We start from the raw sequence: 16,791 nt of genomic DNA, 5'->3' as shown, positions 1-16,791 counted from the left end.
CACACGCTGTGGACTGACCCCAAAAAGTTAGACAGTTGACTATCGTTCCTCACGCTACAGTGGAGCGTGCTGAATGATAACGCTGCCGCTTTCGAGGCATGAGTGCCGTTTCCGGACGTATCGAAACGCTGGGACACCCTGCGTTTGATCTGGCTACAATGCCCGCCTTGCCGGGAGTTCTCATGTCTACGTTGTTCACTGACTGGCGTCATCGCTCAACCCATCGTCGTGTCTGGGCGCTTGCGACGCCGATGATTCTGTCGAATATTTCCGTGCCGCTGGTGGCGCTGGTCGACAGCGCGGTGATCGGTCATTTGCCCCACGCCCATCAGCTGGGCGCTGTGGCGGTGGGCTCTACGCTGTATACCTTTCTCGCCTGGGCGATGGGCTTTCTGCGCATGGGCACCACCGGTTTTGCCGCACAGGCGGCAGGGCGCAGTGATAGCGCAGCGTTGCGCCGCATTCTGTTGCAGGGGTTGCTGCTGGCCGTCGGGCTGGCGGTATTGCTGGGTGTGATCGCCTTGCCTTTCAGCCATCTGGCGCTGACGATGATGCAGCCGTCTGCCGATTTGCAGCAAATGACACTGGATTTCTTCCACACCCGACTGTTCGGCCTGCCTGCGGCGCTGGCCAGTTATGCGCTGGTCGGCTGGTTTCTTGGCGCGCAGAACGCGCGGGCGCCACTGGCCATTCTGTTGCTGACCAATGCGGTCAACATCGTTCTCAATCTGTGGTTCGTCATCGGGCTGGACTGGGGCGTGATCGGTTCGGCGCGTGCGTCGGTACTCGCGGAGTGGACTGGCGTGGTGCTCGGTCTGCTGCTGGCACGTAACACCTTGCGCGCCTGGCCGGGCCGGATCGTCTGGTCGGCCTTGCGGCTATGGAGTAACTGGCGGCCCCTGCTGGCGGTCAACCGGGACATCTTTTTGCGCACACTCGCGCTGCAATCGGTGATGTTCCTGATCACCGTGCAGGGCGCTCGTTTGGGGGATGCGACGGTTGCTGCCAATGCCTTGTTGCTCAACGGCCTGCTGTTGACTGCCCATGCCCTGGATGGGCTGGCGCATGCGGTAGAAGCGCTGTGTGGCCATGCCATCGGCGCGCGGGACCGGGATACGTTGCGACGCTCCCTGGTGGTTGCGGGAGGCTGGTCATTGATTTCCAGCATGGTGTTTGCGCTGTTCTTTCTGGTGGCTGGGCATGGCTTCGTCAGCCTGCAGACCGATATCCCGGAAGTACGCGCCACCGCGATGACGTATCTGCCGTATCTGGCACTGATGCCGTTGCTGGCCGTCTGGAGCTACCTGCTGGACGGCCTGTTCATCGGTGCTACCCGTGCGCGGGAAATGCGCAACGCGATGCTGTTCAGCGCAGCGGGCATCGCGCCGTTGGCTTATCTGGCTGCCAGCCACGGCAACCACGCCCTATGGCTGACGTTCCTGGCCTTTACCCTGCTGCGCGGCCTGAGCCTTGGGTTCATTGCCTGGCGGCTGACGCGCAGCGACGGCTGGTTCGTTCACTGAGCCTTCTGCCCGGTTCCGTTCTTGTCCGACGCCATTTGCGGGGTGTGGCTGACGAACATGTCCACCTCATCGATCACAGGGGCCAGACCGCTCAGCAATCTGGCAAATGCGCCGACCAGCGTGCCGTGATTGGTGCGCGAGAAATACAAGTCTCGCACCGGCACGCCGGCTTCACGCAGCGACCTGGCCAGGCCGCCGGTGTTGCGCTTTGGGTTGACCAGCGAGTCGGTGTTCGAGGCCATCAGCAATGCCGGTGGCGCGCTGGACGTGACGTGGTTGATGGGTTGCGAGTCTGGCGGTGAATTCGGGAAGAAGAACACCGGCTTCACGTCCGGGTTCTCGATGGGCAGGAAGTCGTAAGGCCCGGCCAGTCCGATCCAGCCGCTGAGGATGGAGGGGGACAAGCCTTCACGAGCCAGCCAGCGCGGGTCAAGCGCGAGCATTGCGGCGTTGTAGGCACCCGCGCTGTGGCCCATCACGTACAGGCGGCTCGGGTCGCCACCGTAGGTGTTCGCATGTTTGTGCGCCCAGGCCAGCGCCTTGGCCGAGTCTTCCAGAAAGCTGGGGTAACGTACCTGTGGATACAGCCTGTAGTCGGCGATAACCACCACCATGCCTCGCGCAGCCAGCGCTTCGCCGACGAACGCGTAATCGGCCTTCGAGCCGCTGTTCCAGCTGCCACCATAGAAAAACACCACGACCGGTGCCTTGGCCGGTTTCGCCTTGGGCGTGTAGATATCCAGCGTATTGCGTGGATCCGGCCCGTACGCCAGGTTGTAGACATGATCGACAGGCCCGCTGGGGTTCAACGTATTGAGCAGCTTCAAAGGCGAGCAACCGGACAAGGCTGCCAGTACGGCACCGGTCATCAGTGTCAGGAAAATCACTCGGATCATGGCGGAGGGGCTCTGGAAGGTGAGTCGGATATGCCTGAGACCATCACGCTTCATCCCAGTGCCGCACAGTTGCTGCTACGTCATTCAATGGCGTGTGGATCACTCGATTTGCCATCCGCTTTGTTGGCGAAGCTGATGCGCGGGCTGCTCAGCGTGAGACCGCTGTCGTCGATCTGTACCTTGCTCGGCCCGGCGTCGACGATCAGTGTGCTGCCTTCAGCCAGTTCTATGCGGGTCCCGTTCGCCAGTTGCAGTCGTCGGTCTGGCCCGGTGATCGCCTGCCAGTCAAGGTGCATCTCAACGTTATCGGCGGGTGCTTGATCACGCCTGTGGCAGCCGTCATCTGCCAGCGCTGACAGGCAGCCACTGATCTGCGGCGGGCGTTTATCGTCTGCGCAAAAGCTCACTATCACCGACATCCCACCCCGACATTCGACATCCAGCCCCGCAGCCAGATGCAGCCAGCAGCCAGCATGGGGGCCTTCCGGGTGTTGCCAGTCCCATTCGAGGCGCACGTGCAACCGGCCTGACGCATCGGTCCTTGCCGGTTCGCCGTCGCGACCGATGATCCAGCCACGCTGCAGAGGCGCAATGCAGGGACGCGGTGCCGGGGCAGGTGCTGTGAACCCGGCTTCCCAAGGGATGGTGCCAAATACCAACTGGTGGCGGCGACGTGAGTGGACGAAATGGTAGTGAATGCCTTCTTCTGCACACAGCCGCTGGACCAGTTGCAGGTCGGATTCCTGGTACTGCACGCAGCTTTCGCGCTCGATGCATTCTGTCTGCAGGTCAAAGCGGAAGGTGTTCCTCAAACCATGTTCTTCCAGCACCTGGGCAATGATCCGCGTGGCAGTCATGTGTTGAAAGATACGCGAGTGGTGGCGCAGCCCGAGGCAGGCCAGTCGAGGCCCCATCAGCAGCGTGTAGCAGGCCGGGCCGGGGTGGTAATGCTTGCGTGTCGCGCCGTGGATCTGACCGTGAAAGCCCTGCCCTTGAAAACTCTGCCCCGGAAAACCCTGCTCGCCACCGCAGCTCAGCCAGGCAGGCTGGTACATCAGCCTGGTGAGGTCCAGATCGAAACCGTCGCCGAGGATTTCCAGCTCAATGGTATACGGCTGGCTGATCGCTTCGGTTGCGCTGAACGATACGACGGTGAAACGGCGCTGCAGGCTTGCAATCTCCAGATGAAAGAACGGCGCGCTGGCGGGGTCGGGCATGGAGGGTTTCTCTACCGGGAATGCGACCGCGGATTCTCGCGCAGAAGCCGGGCAGGGTAGAGGTCTGCAGGTAGAACAGGACGTTGCCTACAGCAGGTGTCGGTGGGGGATTACGTCGAGTGGGTGGGCTGTATGAGCGCGGAGCATGGGCGGCGATGGTTACGCACGCCTCTGCATGCCAATGCGGAGCATTGGCATGATAAGCAGTCAGATCTGGCTCCGCGCAAGGATCAGGACGACAGGTAGGACGAGCGGGTCAGCCCCAGGCGCAAGGCATCGAGGAAGTAGGTGCGCTCGCGTGGGGTGATCTTGGCGCTGGCGACCTTGTCCCGGTAATGGGTCATCAGTTCTTCCGGCGACAGGTGCACGTAGCGCAGCATGTCTTCGATGGTGTCGTGGGTTTCGATGCCGGCGTGGTAAACGCTGCCGTCCGGGTTCTGGTAGATGTTCACCGAGTCGGTATCACCGAACAGGTTGTGCATGTCGCCGAGAATTTCCTGGTAGGCACCCACCAGGAAGATACCCAGCAGATAGTCTTCGCCTTCATTCAGCGAATGCACCGGCATGCTGGTCTCGATGCTCTGCTCATCGACGTACTGCTTGATCTTGCCGTCCGAATCGCAGGTCAGGTCCTGAAGCACGGCGCGGCGCACCGGCTCTTCGTTCAGGCGGTGCAGGGGCAGAATCGGCAGTACCTGGCCAATGGCCCAGGTGTCCGGCAGGCTCTGGAACACCGAGAAGTTGCAGATGTACTTGTCGGCCAGCTTGTCGTTGAGCTCGTCCAGCACCTGACGATGGGAGCGTTGACGGGCTTTCAGCGAGTTGTACAGACGGCGGCAGACGGCGAAGTAGCATTGCTCGCCCAGTGCCTTTTCCGACAGGCTGATCTTGCCGTCGGCGTACTGGGCCGCGATGTCGCTCATGTAGTGCGTGGCGCGCCAGTAGGTTTCGGTGACCATCTCGATGTCGGTCGGACCCAGCAGGTCGACCAGCCATTGCACGGTTTCCGGCAGGCTGGCCTTGTCGGCGATTTCCGGGACTTCGTCGTTGTGTTTTTCGACGTCGGTCACCTGAACCACCAGCATGGCGTGGTGGGCGGTCAGCGAGCGGCCGCTTTCCGAGAAAATATGCGGGTGCGGCAGGCTTTGCGCGTCGCAGAATTCCTTGAGCATGCCGACCACGACGCCTGCGTAGTCGTCCATGTCATAGTTGATCGAGCTGGCGTTGCGCGAGTGCGTACCGTCGTAATCGACACCCAGACCACCACCGACATCGATGTAGTCCACCGGCAGGCCGAGCTTGCGCAGTTCGCCGTAGTAACGGATCGCTTCCTTGAAACCATGCTGATAGTCGGCCAGGTTGGCGATCTGCGAGCCCATGTGGAAGTGCAGCAGGCGGATGCCCTGATCCAGGCCGGCCATGCGGAAACGCTCGACCACCGACAGCAATTGCGCTGCCGACAGGCCGAACTTGGATTTTTCGCCACCGGTATCCGCCCATTTGCTCGATGCCAGGGAAGACAGACGCACACGCAGGCCGACCTGGGGGGCGACCTTCAGCTCGGCGGCTTCTTCGATCACCAGTTCGACTTCGGATTCTTTCTCGATGACGATGAACACGTTGTGGCCCAGCTTCTGGCCCATCAGCGCCAGACGGATGAACTCACGGTCCTTGTAACCGTTGCAGACGATGGTGCCGCCTTTCGGCGCCAGTGCCAGCACAGCCATCAGTTCAGGCTTGGAGCCCGCTTCCAGGCCGATGGAGACGTTCTGCGTGGCGATGATGTTTTCCACCACCGCTTCCTGCTGGTTGACCTTGATCGGGTACAGCGCGGTGTATTTGCTCTGGTATTCCAGGCGCGCAATGTTGCTGTCGAACGCGCCGGTCAGCTGACGCACGCGGTCTTGCAGGATGTCCGGGAAACGCACCAGCAAAGGCAGCGAGAGGCCGCTCTTGCGCAGGTTGTCGACCTGTTCGTAAAGGTCGATGGGCGAGCTGTCCGGCCCGTTGGGACGGACTTCAACGCGCCCCGCTTCGTTGATTGCAAAATAACCCGCGCCCCAATGGCGAATGCCATAAACGCTGCGGCTGTCCGCAACGGTCCATTGGCTGCCATCGTCTTTGCGTGTGCGTCGTACGGACATCGAAGTCCCCTATAAAGAAGTCGTAGCGCCAGCCAGTAGCCAGCTGCGCGCATTGTAATGAGTGGAAATGACGATTTGATTCGCGGGTTCAGCCGCCGGACTTTTTAGCCTTGAAGCCTTTTTTGATCAGCTCGGCCAACAGCAGTTCGACGTGATCGCCTTGAATCTCGATCACGCCTTCCTTGAGCGATCCGCCTGTGCCGCAGCGCTGCTTGAGGGCCTTGGCCAGCTCTTTGAGCGGCTCTTCGGCCAGCGGGACGCCGCTGATGGTGGTAACCGTCTTGCCGCCACGGCCCTTGCTTTCACGACGTACACGGGCAATGCCGTCACCTTCGGGGATGGCCGTCTGTTTGCAGGTGCACTCGGCAACGGGTTGACGACAATCGGGGCAGTGGCGCCCTGCGTCGGTTGAAAATACCAGGCCACCGAGGGCAGCGAGAGAAGCGGCTTTTTTAGCCACGCAAAAATCCTCTTGTTGAGGACTGAAGATGGGTCGGGCTCGTATGAGCCATCGACCGCGAAGCCCCACTCTGGCAGGGGCAGCGCTACTGAAACGGCAGGGCCGGTTCAGTTTGAAAAGGTCGCGCAGTGTAACGGCAAACCGGCCGGTTGCTAAGGGGCTGAATGCGCCAATTTCTGAACACTCGCTTACTGCTCGTTCTCTATCTGTTTCAGGTAGCGTTTCAGCGCCGCCAGGGAGTCGGGGCACCAGGGATTGTGCTCAGCCTGTTGCAGAACTTCGACGACGGGCATGAAGCGCGCTTCCAGCACCTCTTCAGGTTGCAGTTTCAAAGGGCCGTCCCACACGGCTGAAAACACTGCACACCAGAGCCGGTTGCCCGGCTGATCGAAGAAAAACTGTTCGTGGGCCTGCAGCGGCACGCCACTGACCCCCAGTTCTTCTTCCAGCTCGCGCGCAGCAGACTCCGCATAGCTTTCATCCGCCTGGACCATTCCGCCTGCGGCTACATCCCAGTAGCCGGGATAGATCGCCTTGCTCAGCGTGCGTCGGTGCACACACAGCTCACCCAGACTGTTGAACAGCAGGATATAAGTGCCGCGTCCAATCAGCCCGCGTTCACGCAGGTCGGCGCGGACCAGTGAACCGAGCAGCCGATCCTGTTCGTCGACCCAGGCGATCTGCTCGGCATCCGAGGCGGCGCGATGCGCGGCCTCGTTGGCAGGTATGGACATCAGCCTTGATTCAGCAGCTGGCGCAGGTCAATGACTGCGGCGTTAGCACGCGAAATGTAGTTGGCCATGACCAGCGAGTGGTTGGCGAACACGCCGAACGGGCTGCCGTTGAGAATCATCGGGCTCCACATTGGCTCTTGCGAGGCCTCCAGTTCACGAATGATCTGGCGCACGCTGACCGTCGCGTTCTTTTTCGCCAGTACGTCGGCAAAATCAACCTCGATGGCGCGCAGCAGGTGCGAGAGCGCCCAGGCCTGACCACGTGCTTCGTAGAACACGTTGTCGATTTCCAGCCATGGCGTTTCGACGATTTCCTCATCGACCTGCGGTACTTCACCGGGCTTGACCGAAACAGCAGCTTCGGTTTTCAGCGTGCTGTTGAGTTTGACCCTGCCAACGCTGGCCGACAGGCGCTGCGACAGCGAGCCCAGACGGGTGCCGACATCGCCCAGCCAGTTGTTCAGGTTGTCGGCGCGGGCATAGAACAGCGCGCCTTTCTGGTTCGGATCGGACAGACGTGCCTGGTAGCGGCTCAGGGAGTTGATCCCCTCGGCGTACTGCGATTCGCTGGAAGGCAGGACCCAGCTGCGATTATTGAAGTTGAACAACGGCTCGGCACGCGCCAGGTCGCCATCTTCAGCCGATTGCGACTGGGAACGCGCGAAGTCCTTGCGCAGCGCACGGCTCAGGTCACGCACCTGAACCAGCACGCCGTATTCCCAGCTCGGGATGTTGTCCAGCCACAGGCCCGGTGGCATGCGGTCGTTGGACAGGTAGCCACCGGGCTTGTTAAGCAACGTGCCCGCCACGGTCTTGAGCGTTTCAACCGTCGTGTAACCGATGACCATCTGTTTGCCTTCACGCTCGGCGGCAGCCTGGGCGTTTTGCTGTACCGGGAACAGCGCAGGTTCCTTGCTCCAGTACCAGCCGACTGCCAGTGCCACCAGCAGGTAGATCAAGATCAGGGCGCCCAGCGCGCGACTATAGAACAGGTTACCCAGGTAACCGCGGCGTTTGGTCGATGAAGTGTCTGCGGTGCGCGCACCCGCGCTGCCTGCGCGGTTCTTCCAATCCAGCATGGTAGGGTCCTTTCGATCTTGAGTTGAATGCTTCACGAGGCGTTCGACCGCAACCTTACCTCAAGGTGCGGCTGGCAGACATTATCTTGAGATTTGAACTGTAACGTTGATAGGCGCAGTCTATGCACCGATTGATTTTGCATAATGGCTATGCGCCATCAAACTGTTGTCAAATAAGTGACTTGCGACACTGTTCTGTTGTAACGGAGGTGCTAGCATAGCGCCATCAGCCGTATCGCTCAGCAAAACCACAGTAGTCTGAATATGACCGACCCCGAAGACCCTAGCCGAGACCGCCTGAAGCACCACTTTGCCCAGAGGGTCATTCACCAGGCGCGCCAGATTCTGGAGACGTGGCAACGTCTGCAGAAGGCCGAGTGGTCGATTGGCGATATGGCCGAGCTCAAGGAGTCCACGCTGCGTCTTTCGCGCTTTGCCGAACGCTTCGAGCAGGCCGAACATAGCGCGCTGGCGCAGGAGATCAGCCAGGCGCTCGATGCGGTGGAAGCCAATCGCGGTCGCCTCAACAGCCGGGTCATCACCGATCTCAATCGTCTGATGCAACGCCTTTCCCGAACCGGGCTGCGACACGGCGACCGTTTTGAGCAAACGACGCTGCCACCGTTGCGCAAGCCCGTCTATGTGGTGCTTCATGATCACGAGCGGGCCGAGCGTCTGGCCAAGCAGCTGGAGTTTTTCGGGCTGGCGGCGCTGTCGCTGCACAATGTCGGCGAGTTTCAGCGGGCGATGGCCCAGCGGCATCCGGCGGCGATTGTCATGGATGTCGATTTCAGCGGGCCCGGCAAGGGGCTCGAACTGGCCTCCCAGGCTCAGGAAGGGCTGGAGCAGAAACTTCCGCTGTTGTTTTTCAGCCTCAATGAAACCGATACGCCCACCCGCCTGGCCGCAGTCAGGGCCGGTGGCGAGGAGTTTCTGACCGGCGCGCTGGAAGCGTCGAGTCTGCTGGAAAAAATTGAAGTCCTGACCTGCGTGGCTCAATACGAGCCCTATAAAGTGCTGATCATCGACGATTCCCGCGCGCAGGCGCTGCACACCGAGCGTGTTCTGAACGCTGCCGGAATCGTTACGCGGGTGTTGCTCGACCCGATTCAGGCAATGTCCGAGCTGGCCGAGTTTCAGCCGGACCTGATCATCCTCGACATGTACATGCCGGGGTGTACCGGCACGGAGCTGGCCAAGGTCATTCGCCATAACGACCGTTACGTCAGTGTGCCGATCATTTATCTGTCGGCTGAAGACGATCAGGACAAGCAGCTCGATGCCATGAGCGAAGGCGGCGACGACTTCCTGACCAAGCCGATCAAACCCCGTCATCTCATCACCACTGTGCGCAACCGTGCCGCGAGGGCCCGCAACCTCAAGGCGCGCATGGTCCGCGACAGCCTGACCGGGCTTTACAATCACACGCACATTTTGCAACTGCTGGAAGATTGCTGCTTTCGTTCGCGACGTGAAGGCAAGCCGCTGTGCTTTGCCATGCTTGATATCGACCACTTCAAGAGGGTCAATGACAGCCACGGTCACCCGATGGGGGATCGTGTCATCAAGAGCCTTGCGCTGTTTCTCAAGCAACGCCTGCGCAAAACCGACTTCATCGGTCGTTACGGCGGTGAGGAATTTGCCATTGTCATGCCGGACACCGACATTCAAAGCGCTCATAGGGTGCTGGATGACATCCGCCAGCGCTTTGCCGAGATCCATTACCCGGCGCAGCCCGTCGACCTGTTCTGCACCTTCAGCGCCGGGGTGGTTTCGCTCGGTGCCAATGACGACAGCCTGAGCCTTGCGTCCCAGGCCGATGCGGCGTTGTACTGCGCCAAGCACGCAGGCCGCAATCAAGTGTATTCGGTGCTGGTCGATGTGCCTTTTCACGTCGTGCTGAGCGAGATCGAAGCCTGAGTTCCATTCAGCCCTGGCTTTCGATCAGTCTTTGCCGCTCCGCCGATTTGCCCGGTGAAAATGCCAATGCCAGCTGCGTGCGGTTATGCATGTGCGTCAGGCGCAGCACTTGCGACACATAGAGTTTCACCGTGTTTTCAGTAATCCCCAGTTCGCAGGCGATCTGATAATTGGTCAGTCCGGTGCTGACCAGGCGCGCTACGTCAAGCTGGCGAGGTGACAGCTTGGCCAGAGCCACCGGCATCTGCACCTCACGCGCCACACCGTCACGCGCTTTTCGTTCGGGCTGAGGCCTGTTCTGGACGCTGTCCAGGTTCTGATAAAGATCATCAATGGACGCGGCCAAAAACTGAAGCTTTTCGTTGAGCAGGCCCAGCTGCTGACGGTTTTTCTGCCGCTCGTTCAGCGCCTGGACCTGCAACTGCACACCTTCGAGCAACTCTTCCAGATCGACCGGCTTCTGGTAGTAATCAGCGATGCCGGCCCGAAGCGCCTTGATGACGTCTTTTTTCTCGGCCTCGCCGGTCAGCATGATGGCCTCGAACAGATGCGTCTTGCCGCCGGTCATCTTCATCGCTTCGACCATCTCGATCCCGTTCATGCCGGGCATTTCCAGATCGCAGAGTACGATGCCGATGGTGCCGTCAGCACTGAAACGCTCGATGGCTTCCAGGCTTGAATAGCAACGCACACACTCATAGCCGCTGCTCTCCAGAAACTCGCAGAGCTCCTCAACGATAAGGGGCTGGTCATCGACCACCAGAACTTTCGTGAGCGGGTAATTATCCACAGGCGACTCCATGCTATTGGGGGGCCTTCGACGGCGCCCCGATCCATTCAGCAAACCATGATTCGGCGTCATTCAATCGGTGCGGGTATTGCTGACAGTACGCCATAGCCATGACTTAACCGTAGTCGTACTTCCTGACTATGTACATAGCATTAAAATATTCCCGTGCCGTTATTCGACTAATGGAGCAGTGCTGTGCTCAGGAGTAAACCTGCGAATAAAAAAGGTGAAAAAGGATATTTATCTGGCGTGCCGGGGTTCATATACCGGTAGCGTTGCGCAACCCATTGCTGCGTATGAGGCCAGCTACTCTTTCCGACGATAAGCCAGGCTGCCATGGTGAGGCCGGCGCCAATAAACGTACACAGCAGGTAAGCACTGTTTGAGGCCAGCGCCAATGCCGTCATCAGTTTGACGTCTGCGGCGCCCAACTTGCCGAGGGCATAGCCTGGCAATGTCAGCGCCCATGCCAGGGTCACGGCCAGCAAGGCCTCCAGCGCAGGCGAGCCGAGCCAGGTCATACCGGTCAAAGCCAGGTAGATAATAGCCAGCGCTGCTGCGCCGAGTGTCAGCCCGTTGGAAATCTGCTTGCAACGCGCATCCTGTTCGGCGCAAATTGCAAACCATATCAGTAGGAAAAATAATTTCATCACGCCGAAGACATCCTGTTATCGGGAAAGAATCTATGCTGTGTTGATGCAGTACATGTCAGGGTAGACGTCGATATGAAAACAGTTCCGCAACATACCTTGCCCCGCCGTCAACACGGGGCTGCTGCTATTGAATTCTCTGCGGTGTTCGTTATCTTCTTTGCCGTGTTCTACGGCATGGTGAGTTATAGCCTGCCGTTGCTCATGGTCCAGTCATTCAATGCCGCCGCCAGTGAAGCGGTGCGCAGAAGTGTTGCCCTCAGTCCGACAGTTACTGGCTATAACGAGGTGTTGAAGAGTCAGGCCCAGAGTGTGGTCATGAACCAGTTGTCGTGGATACCTCCAGCGCTGGGCTTCAATGTCAGCTACACCAGCGTGACTTACAGCGCAGGCATTCTGACAGTGACCATCCAGTACCCCAAGGCCCGACTGGCTCAGGTTCTGCCCTTGCTGACCCTCCCTGGTATCGGGGAGGTCCCGCGCTTGCCGAGCAACCTGACTGCACAAGCGAGTCTGCAACTTGTCCCTTGAAAAGAATCGTTTGAGCCGTTGGCTGGGCCGTGGTGAAGCAACACAAGTGCCGCAGCCCTTGCCCGTATCGAGCGAGCCCGGTCCGATCGGTGCGGACCTCTATCTGCTGCTGGATGACGAGGGCCGCATCCAAAGCATCAGCCCGCACTTGCTTGCCCGCCTGGACATGGCTGCGCCACTGCCGGCTGCCCAGCGATTGATGAGTCTGCTGTTACCCAATAGCGCGCTGGTCATCGAAGGCGTGCCGCGTGACTGGCTGGGGCACATGCTCGACCTGGACTTCAAGAGTGCCGACGCACACACCTTGCACGCCCGAGGCTGGGTGCAGGCGCATGGCAAGGGCTGGCTCTTGCAATTGCTGGATATCAGCGACCTGATGGAGGAGGCCAGTGCCGCACGCAGCCGTCAGCAGTGCCTGCGGTTCGCCGGGCAAATGGCCGAGCGTGTGCGAGGGTGCAGCGTCGACCGCCTGACTGCGGTGGTGAGCGAGCAACTGGAGGAACTCGCGCAGCTGTGGCGCATCCCCTGTGTAGCGCTGGTGTTGCCCGAGGTCGGCGGTGTTGGCTGGCGCGTGTATTGTCAGTACAGCGCCCATACGGCGCCCGAGTTGTGGCAGGTCGGGCAGCGGTTGGGCTCCGCGCTGGATCGATTCAACGCCGACGCTACGCGACAGCTGAGGTTTGACGGCGGTGTCGATCAGGGGGCGCTGCAAAGTGCTTTCGGCAACGCTGACGGTTTTCTGATCCCCCACAGTCGCGATAACGTTGCCAAGGCCTGGCTGATGTTCGGATTTTATAACGCGCAGCAGCAGGCTCCGGACCTTGGTGAGCGAGAGTGGCTGAACCTGTGCTCGGCCTTGGCCGGGCCGGTGCTTTTTCGCCTGTCCGAGCAGACCAACCGTCACCATGTCGAACGCCTGGCAGTGCTTCAGGACCTGCTGGGCACCGGATGGTGGGAGTTGGTGCCTGATCGTGACGAGGTTTTGCTGGCGCCGCAGTTGGCTCGCAGTCTGCGTCTGGGCGACCAGGTCGAGAGCCTGTCGCGTCAGGACTGGCTGGCGCTGATTCATCCCGCCGATCGACAGGAACTGTCCAGTCGCCTCGCGCAGTTACGCGACAAGGGCACACCGCTGTTGCTCTGTGTGCGTCTGGCGCAAAGCGATCCCGCCCAGGAAACCCTCTGGTTTCGTATCCAGGGGCAGGCGTTGATCCGAGGGCAGGTTCAGCGTGTGCTGGGGTTCATGCTGGATGTCAGCGATATCAAGAGTCAGGAAACCGAGGCCGCTGCCGCCCATGCCCGGCTGGATAACCTGATTGCCAGTTCGCCAGCGGTGATTTACGTGCAGCGTTACGATCGCGGCAATCTGGAGCCAACCTTTTTCAGCGACAGCCTCACGCCTTTGCTGGGCTGGACGCTGGCCGATTGCGTCGATGGGCAACTGGCGGGATACATCCATCCCGAAGATCACGACATCTGGTTCGAGCGTAACCGCCAACTGCTGCGCGAAGGATTCGTCAGTCGCCGGTTCAGATTGCGCAACCGGAACGGTCAATACCACTGGCTGCTGGACGAGGCGCGATTGCTGCGTGACGACCTTGGCATGCCGGTGGAGGCGGTGGGGCTGTGGCTGGACGTGACCGAGGCCACCCTGGCCGCCGAGCATATACGACGCAGCGAGGAGCGTTACCGCATTCTGGTCGAGGATTCGCCGGCCATGATCTGCCGCTACACGCCGGATCTGGTGTTGAGTTTCGGCAACCGGCCGCTGGCCAATTATATGGAGTGCACACCCGAGCAACTGACCGGGATCAACCTGGGCGACTGGCTGTCGGCCGAGCAGCGCGAGGCGTTCATCCGGCGTATCGGTCAATTGACTCCGGAGGCGCCGGTGAGTACCGAAGAAATCTGCATCGAGCTGCCGGGACGCGAGTATGCCTGGTGGATATGGGCCGACCGGGGAGTATTCGATGAACACGGCAAACTGGTCGAAGTGCAGGCGGTAGGCCGTGACAACACCGATGTCCGTCGCTCGCGCATGCAGTTGAATCAGAGCGCGAAGATGGCAACGCTTGGCGAGATGTCCACCGGTCTGGCCCACGAGATCAATCAGCCGCTCAACGTCATGCGCATGGCCGTGGTCAACGTTCTCAAGCGTCTGGGCCGGGGTGATGTGGACATCGAATACCTCACCGAAAAACTCAATCGCATCGACACCCAGGTGCAGCGTGCCGCCCGGGTGGTCGATCATATGCGGGTATTCGGTCGCCGCTCTGAGGTAGAGGAGCAGTTGTTCGATCCGGCCCAGGCGGTGGAAGGCACGATCTCGATGCTGGCTGAAGGCATGAAAGGCAAGGCCGTGCAGTTACGGGTCGGCGCGATGATCGACGCGGTGCAGGTTCGTGGCCATGTCGATCAACTTGAGCAGGTGTTGATCAACCTGATGGTCAATGCCCGTGATGCCTTGTTGTCGCGTCGGGAAAAGGACCGCGATTTCCAGCCGTGGATCAGCGTCGAGGCAGAACGCGATGAAAACATCATCCGCCTGGCGGTTCAGGACAATGGCGGGGGCATTGACCCGCGGTTGCTGGAGCGCATTTTCGAGCCGTTTTTCACCACCAAACCGGTGGGGGTCGGCACCGGTCTGGGCTTGTCCGTCAGTTATGGCATCGTTGACCAGATGGGCGGCCAGCTCAGCGTCGCCAACGTCGGCGAGGGTGCTCGATTCCAGATCGAGCTGCCGATCTTCAACGCCGATCAGACCGGCAGCTAAATGACCAGTGTCGCCTGACCCAGGTTGCAACTCAGGTTGGTGCCGACGTCGGTAGCCCCCATGCTCACGCCCAGCGGTTCGAACAGGGGGTCGACAACCGACGTCAGCAAGCGTGTCAGGGTGTCATCGACAATCGCGTCCAGCGCCAGGGTCAGGCTGCTCAGCGTGGTGGCCGCGCCGGTGATGACGTTGCCCAGCACATTGCTGGTCGCCGGTTTATACACATTCACTTTGACGCTTGACGCCGTGCCGTTGAGCAAGGTGCTCGGCTTGGTGTGCGCAACGCCTGTCAGGTAATACGGGGCGCTGTTGATCTCCGGCAGGTTGGGCGAGCTGAACGTCGTACTGGTCACCGTCGAGCTGCCCAGTGCCGACTGGCTGACATTGTCGAAGGTCAGGCCGATGCCGCCACCCCCGAAAGGCGTGCGGGCGGTGCAATTGCCCAGCAGCCCAGCGATCTTCTGGCAGGTTTTGGTGCCGATATCGATGACAGGCAGAGGCAGTGCGGTGATTGCCGCCGGATCAGTGCTGGCGGGGAAGGCCGATGCACTGTCGATCCAGCCGATCTTGGCACTGAGCAGCGCTGCGTCGGTCTTGACGTTGAGGGTTTTGCTGGCGTTGCTGGTGCAGGTAAAACCGGTGACGTAGCTGTCGGCGCTGGCCATTGACAGGCTCATGTCGATTCTCGGGCCCGAGTTTGACGAGCTGTCTGTCAGAAACTTGAAGTCGGTCACCATGCAACTGTTCAGTCCCAGCGCGCAGGTGGCCGAGGTCCCCAGCCCGGCAATATTCAGGCCCAATGCGCTGTTGAGGATCGGCGTGAGGCTGCCGATCACCGAACCTGCGGTATTGGCCAGCGAGGTTATCGTGCCGAGCACCGGCAGGTTGATCGACACCAGCGCGCGCATTTGTGCCGTACGCACGTAAATCCGGTTTGCACCGTTTCGAGGGTTGAGCGGGTCGATTTTGCTCGGGTCGCCGATGGCCGACAACTGAGGCGGCTCGATCACCTGAATGCGTGTGGTGACCTGCGCCAGCCCGGCGACATTGATCTGGGTCGCGGTCAGAACACCGGTCTTTTCGTTGGCCAGTTGCGCGAGGCCCTGAACCAGATCCATCAACCGCAGATTGGTATTCAGCGCGGCGAGGTCCGTGCCGCTCTGCACCGACAGTAGATCCCCCAGCAGCACGGTGGTCGTTCCCGCGGCCAGCTTCAAGGCTTGCAGGCCCTGAATGGCGGCGGCACCGCCCAGCGTGGCGTTCGGACTGATGATATTGATTGCGCTCTGCAGCAACTGACTGACCGATACCGAGGTGTTGAGTACATCGTTGTAGCCCACGGCCGTCAGGCTGAGGTCGGTTTTCAGCCTGTTCAGGTAGCTCAGCAGGCTCAGGTTGGTGTCGGCGATGCCTTGCCAGTTGGCAACACTCAGGTTCAACGAGCCCCCCAACAGGCTGCCGACCACCGGGTTGAGGAGGGCGGCACCGGTGCTGTCCACGGTGACTGCCGCACTGCGAATGGTCAGTGCCGCCAGCGGCGCGGCACTGGCGGCAACCGCGGTGGCGCTGATCGTGACGTTGGGTGGGGAGGGCGTTTTTTCGAACAGTGCGCCAATACCGGCTGCAATGCTGCGCGGCACCGGATGAGCCGCGACCACCTGGATAGCCAGCGCCTGCGTCGAATCAGCGACAAATACGCGCGGTCCCGCGACGTCCACCGTGAGTGTTCCGCAACGAGTCACCAGGGTGCGGCCATCGGTATTGGGGGTGAAACCGTTGCGAGTGGCGCTCTGATTGGCGAAATCGGGCGCCGTGGCCGCTGTGCCGCTGCACGTTCCTCTACGGCCCGCCGCTTCCAGTGCGGCAATGTCCGCAACCCGCTGCAACGAGCGCTTTTCCAGATACAGCCTGCCGCTGTCGATAACGGTCAGCGTGCACAGCAACGCCAGGCCCATGGTCAGCGCGGCCATCAGGCCGATTGCGCCGCGCTGCCGGGAGGGCATCGCCGTATAACCATCCAGTGGAGACATCAACACTCCTTCGATCACGCCGTTGCACACTCATCTGTCACTGGAGA

The 16,791-nt window shown here is 60.6% G+C and carries 13 protein-coding genes; 4 read left to right on the top strand and 9 right to left on the bottom strand.

The genetic code is table 11. The features are described from left to right. Positions 1–182 precede the first annotated feature (182 nt). Positions 183–1,523 carry an MATE family efflux transporter gene (locus tag BLR16_RS08200; RefSeq protein WP_054081954.1) on the top strand — a complete coding sequence of 447 codons (1,341 nt, stop codon included), beginning with the start codon at positions 183–185 and terminating at the stop codon, positions 1,521–1,523. Here the strand turns inward: BLR16_RS08200 and BLR16_RS08195 are convergent. The 6 genes from BLR16_RS08195 to BLR16_RS08170 form a co-directional block, all read right to left on the bottom strand. Next, entirely contained in the window at positions 1,517–2,419 is a 903-nt protein-coding gene (locus BLR16_RS08195) for an alpha/beta hydrolase (protein WP_054081955.1), read from the bottom strand. The genes BLR16_RS08200 and BLR16_RS08195 overlap by 7 nt on opposite strands. An 80-nt stretch (positions 2,420–2,499) precedes the next feature. Continuing rightward, positions 2,500–3,636, bottom strand: a complete 1,137-nt coding sequence (locus BLR16_RS08190) for a contractile injection system protein, VgrG/Pvc8 family (RefSeq protein WP_074805274.1) — start codon at positions 3,634–3,636, stop codon at positions 2,500–2,502. Positions 3,637–3,866: 230 nt separating this feature from the next. Further along, entirely contained in the window at positions 3,867–5,780 is a 1,914-nt protein-coding gene (gene speA, locus BLR16_RS08185; RefSeq protein ID WP_003431712.1) for an arginine decarboxylase, read from the bottom strand. Positions 5,781–5,868: 88 nt separating this feature from the next. Next, positions 5,869–6,240, bottom strand: coding sequence for a translation initiation factor Sui1 (locus tag BLR16_RS08180; protein WP_003313912.1), 372 nt, complete (start codon positions 6,238–6,240; stop codon positions 5,869–5,871). A 188-nt stretch (positions 6,241–6,428) separates the two neighbouring features. Continuing rightward, on the bottom strand, positions 6,429–6,974 hold the full coding sequence (locus BLR16_RS08175) for an NUDIX hydrolase (protein WP_003368817.1): 546 nt from the start codon (positions 6,972–6,974) through the stop codon (positions 6,429–6,431). Continuing rightward, on the bottom strand, positions 6,974–8,053 hold the full coding sequence (locus BLR16_RS08170; protein ID WP_003431710.1) for a DUF2333 family protein: 1,080 nt from the start codon (positions 8,051–8,053) through the stop codon (positions 6,974–6,976). The genes BLR16_RS08175 and BLR16_RS08170 overlap by 1 nt, the downstream gene beginning before the upstream one ends. Before the next feature lie 264 nt (positions 8,054–8,317). On the opposite strand from BLR16_RS08170, the gene BLR16_RS08165 reads away from it, so the two are divergent. Beyond that, complete coding sequence (locus tag BLR16_RS08165; RefSeq protein ID WP_044309551.1) at positions 8,318–9,973, top strand: response regulator; 1,656 nt, start codon at positions 8,318–8,320, stop codon at positions 9,971–9,973. A 7-nt stretch (positions 9,974–9,980) separates the two neighbouring features. Here the strand turns inward: BLR16_RS08165 and BLR16_RS08160 are convergent, their stop codons facing one another. Then, positions 9,981–10,775, bottom strand: coding sequence for a response regulator transcription factor (locus BLR16_RS08160; RefSeq protein WP_058417078.1), 795 nt, complete (start codon positions 10,773–10,775; stop codon positions 9,981–9,983). A 167-nt stretch (positions 10,776–10,942) separates the two neighbouring features. Next, positions 10,943–11,413, bottom strand: coding sequence for an A24 family peptidase (locus BLR16_RS08155; protein ID WP_003368812.1), 471 nt, complete (start codon positions 11,411–11,413; stop codon positions 10,943–10,945). Positions 11,414–11,488: 75 nt separating this feature from the next. On the opposite strand from BLR16_RS08155, the gene BLR16_RS08150 reads away from it, so the two are divergent. Beyond that, a complete protein-coding gene (locus BLR16_RS08150; RefSeq protein ID WP_003431704.1) occupies positions 11,489–11,944 on the top strand; it encodes a TadE/TadG family type IV pilus assembly protein in 456 nt (151 codons plus the stop codon). Beyond that, the gene (locus BLR16_RS08145; RefSeq protein ID WP_058398069.1) at positions 11,934–14,714 is read left to right on the top strand and encodes a PAS domain-containing sensor histidine kinase; all 2,781 of its coding nucleotides are present in this window, start codon (positions 11,934–11,936) and stop codon (positions 14,712–14,714) included. Before BLR16_RS08150 ends, BLR16_RS08145 begins: the two co-directional genes overlap by 11 nt. Here BLR16_RS08145 and BLR16_RS08140 read toward each other — a convergent pair. Further along, positions 14,711–16,744 carry a TadG family pilus assembly protein gene (locus BLR16_RS08140; protein ID WP_074805271.1) on the bottom strand — a complete coding sequence of 678 codons (2,034 nt, stop codon included), beginning with the start codon at positions 16,742–16,744 and terminating at the stop codon, positions 14,711–14,713. The genes BLR16_RS08145 and BLR16_RS08140 overlap by 4 nt on opposite strands. Positions 16,745–16,791: the final 47 nt, after the last annotated feature.

It is taken from the genome of Pseudomonas sp. BS3767, assembly GCF_900099665.1.
Taxonomy (GTDB): domain Bacteria; phylum Pseudomonadota; class Gammaproteobacteria; order Pseudomonadales; family Pseudomonadaceae; genus Aquipseudomonas; species Aquipseudomonas cerasi.
The sequence above is the reverse complement of the archived record's forward strand: the minus strand, read 5'-3'. Positions and strand labels throughout refer to the sequence as shown.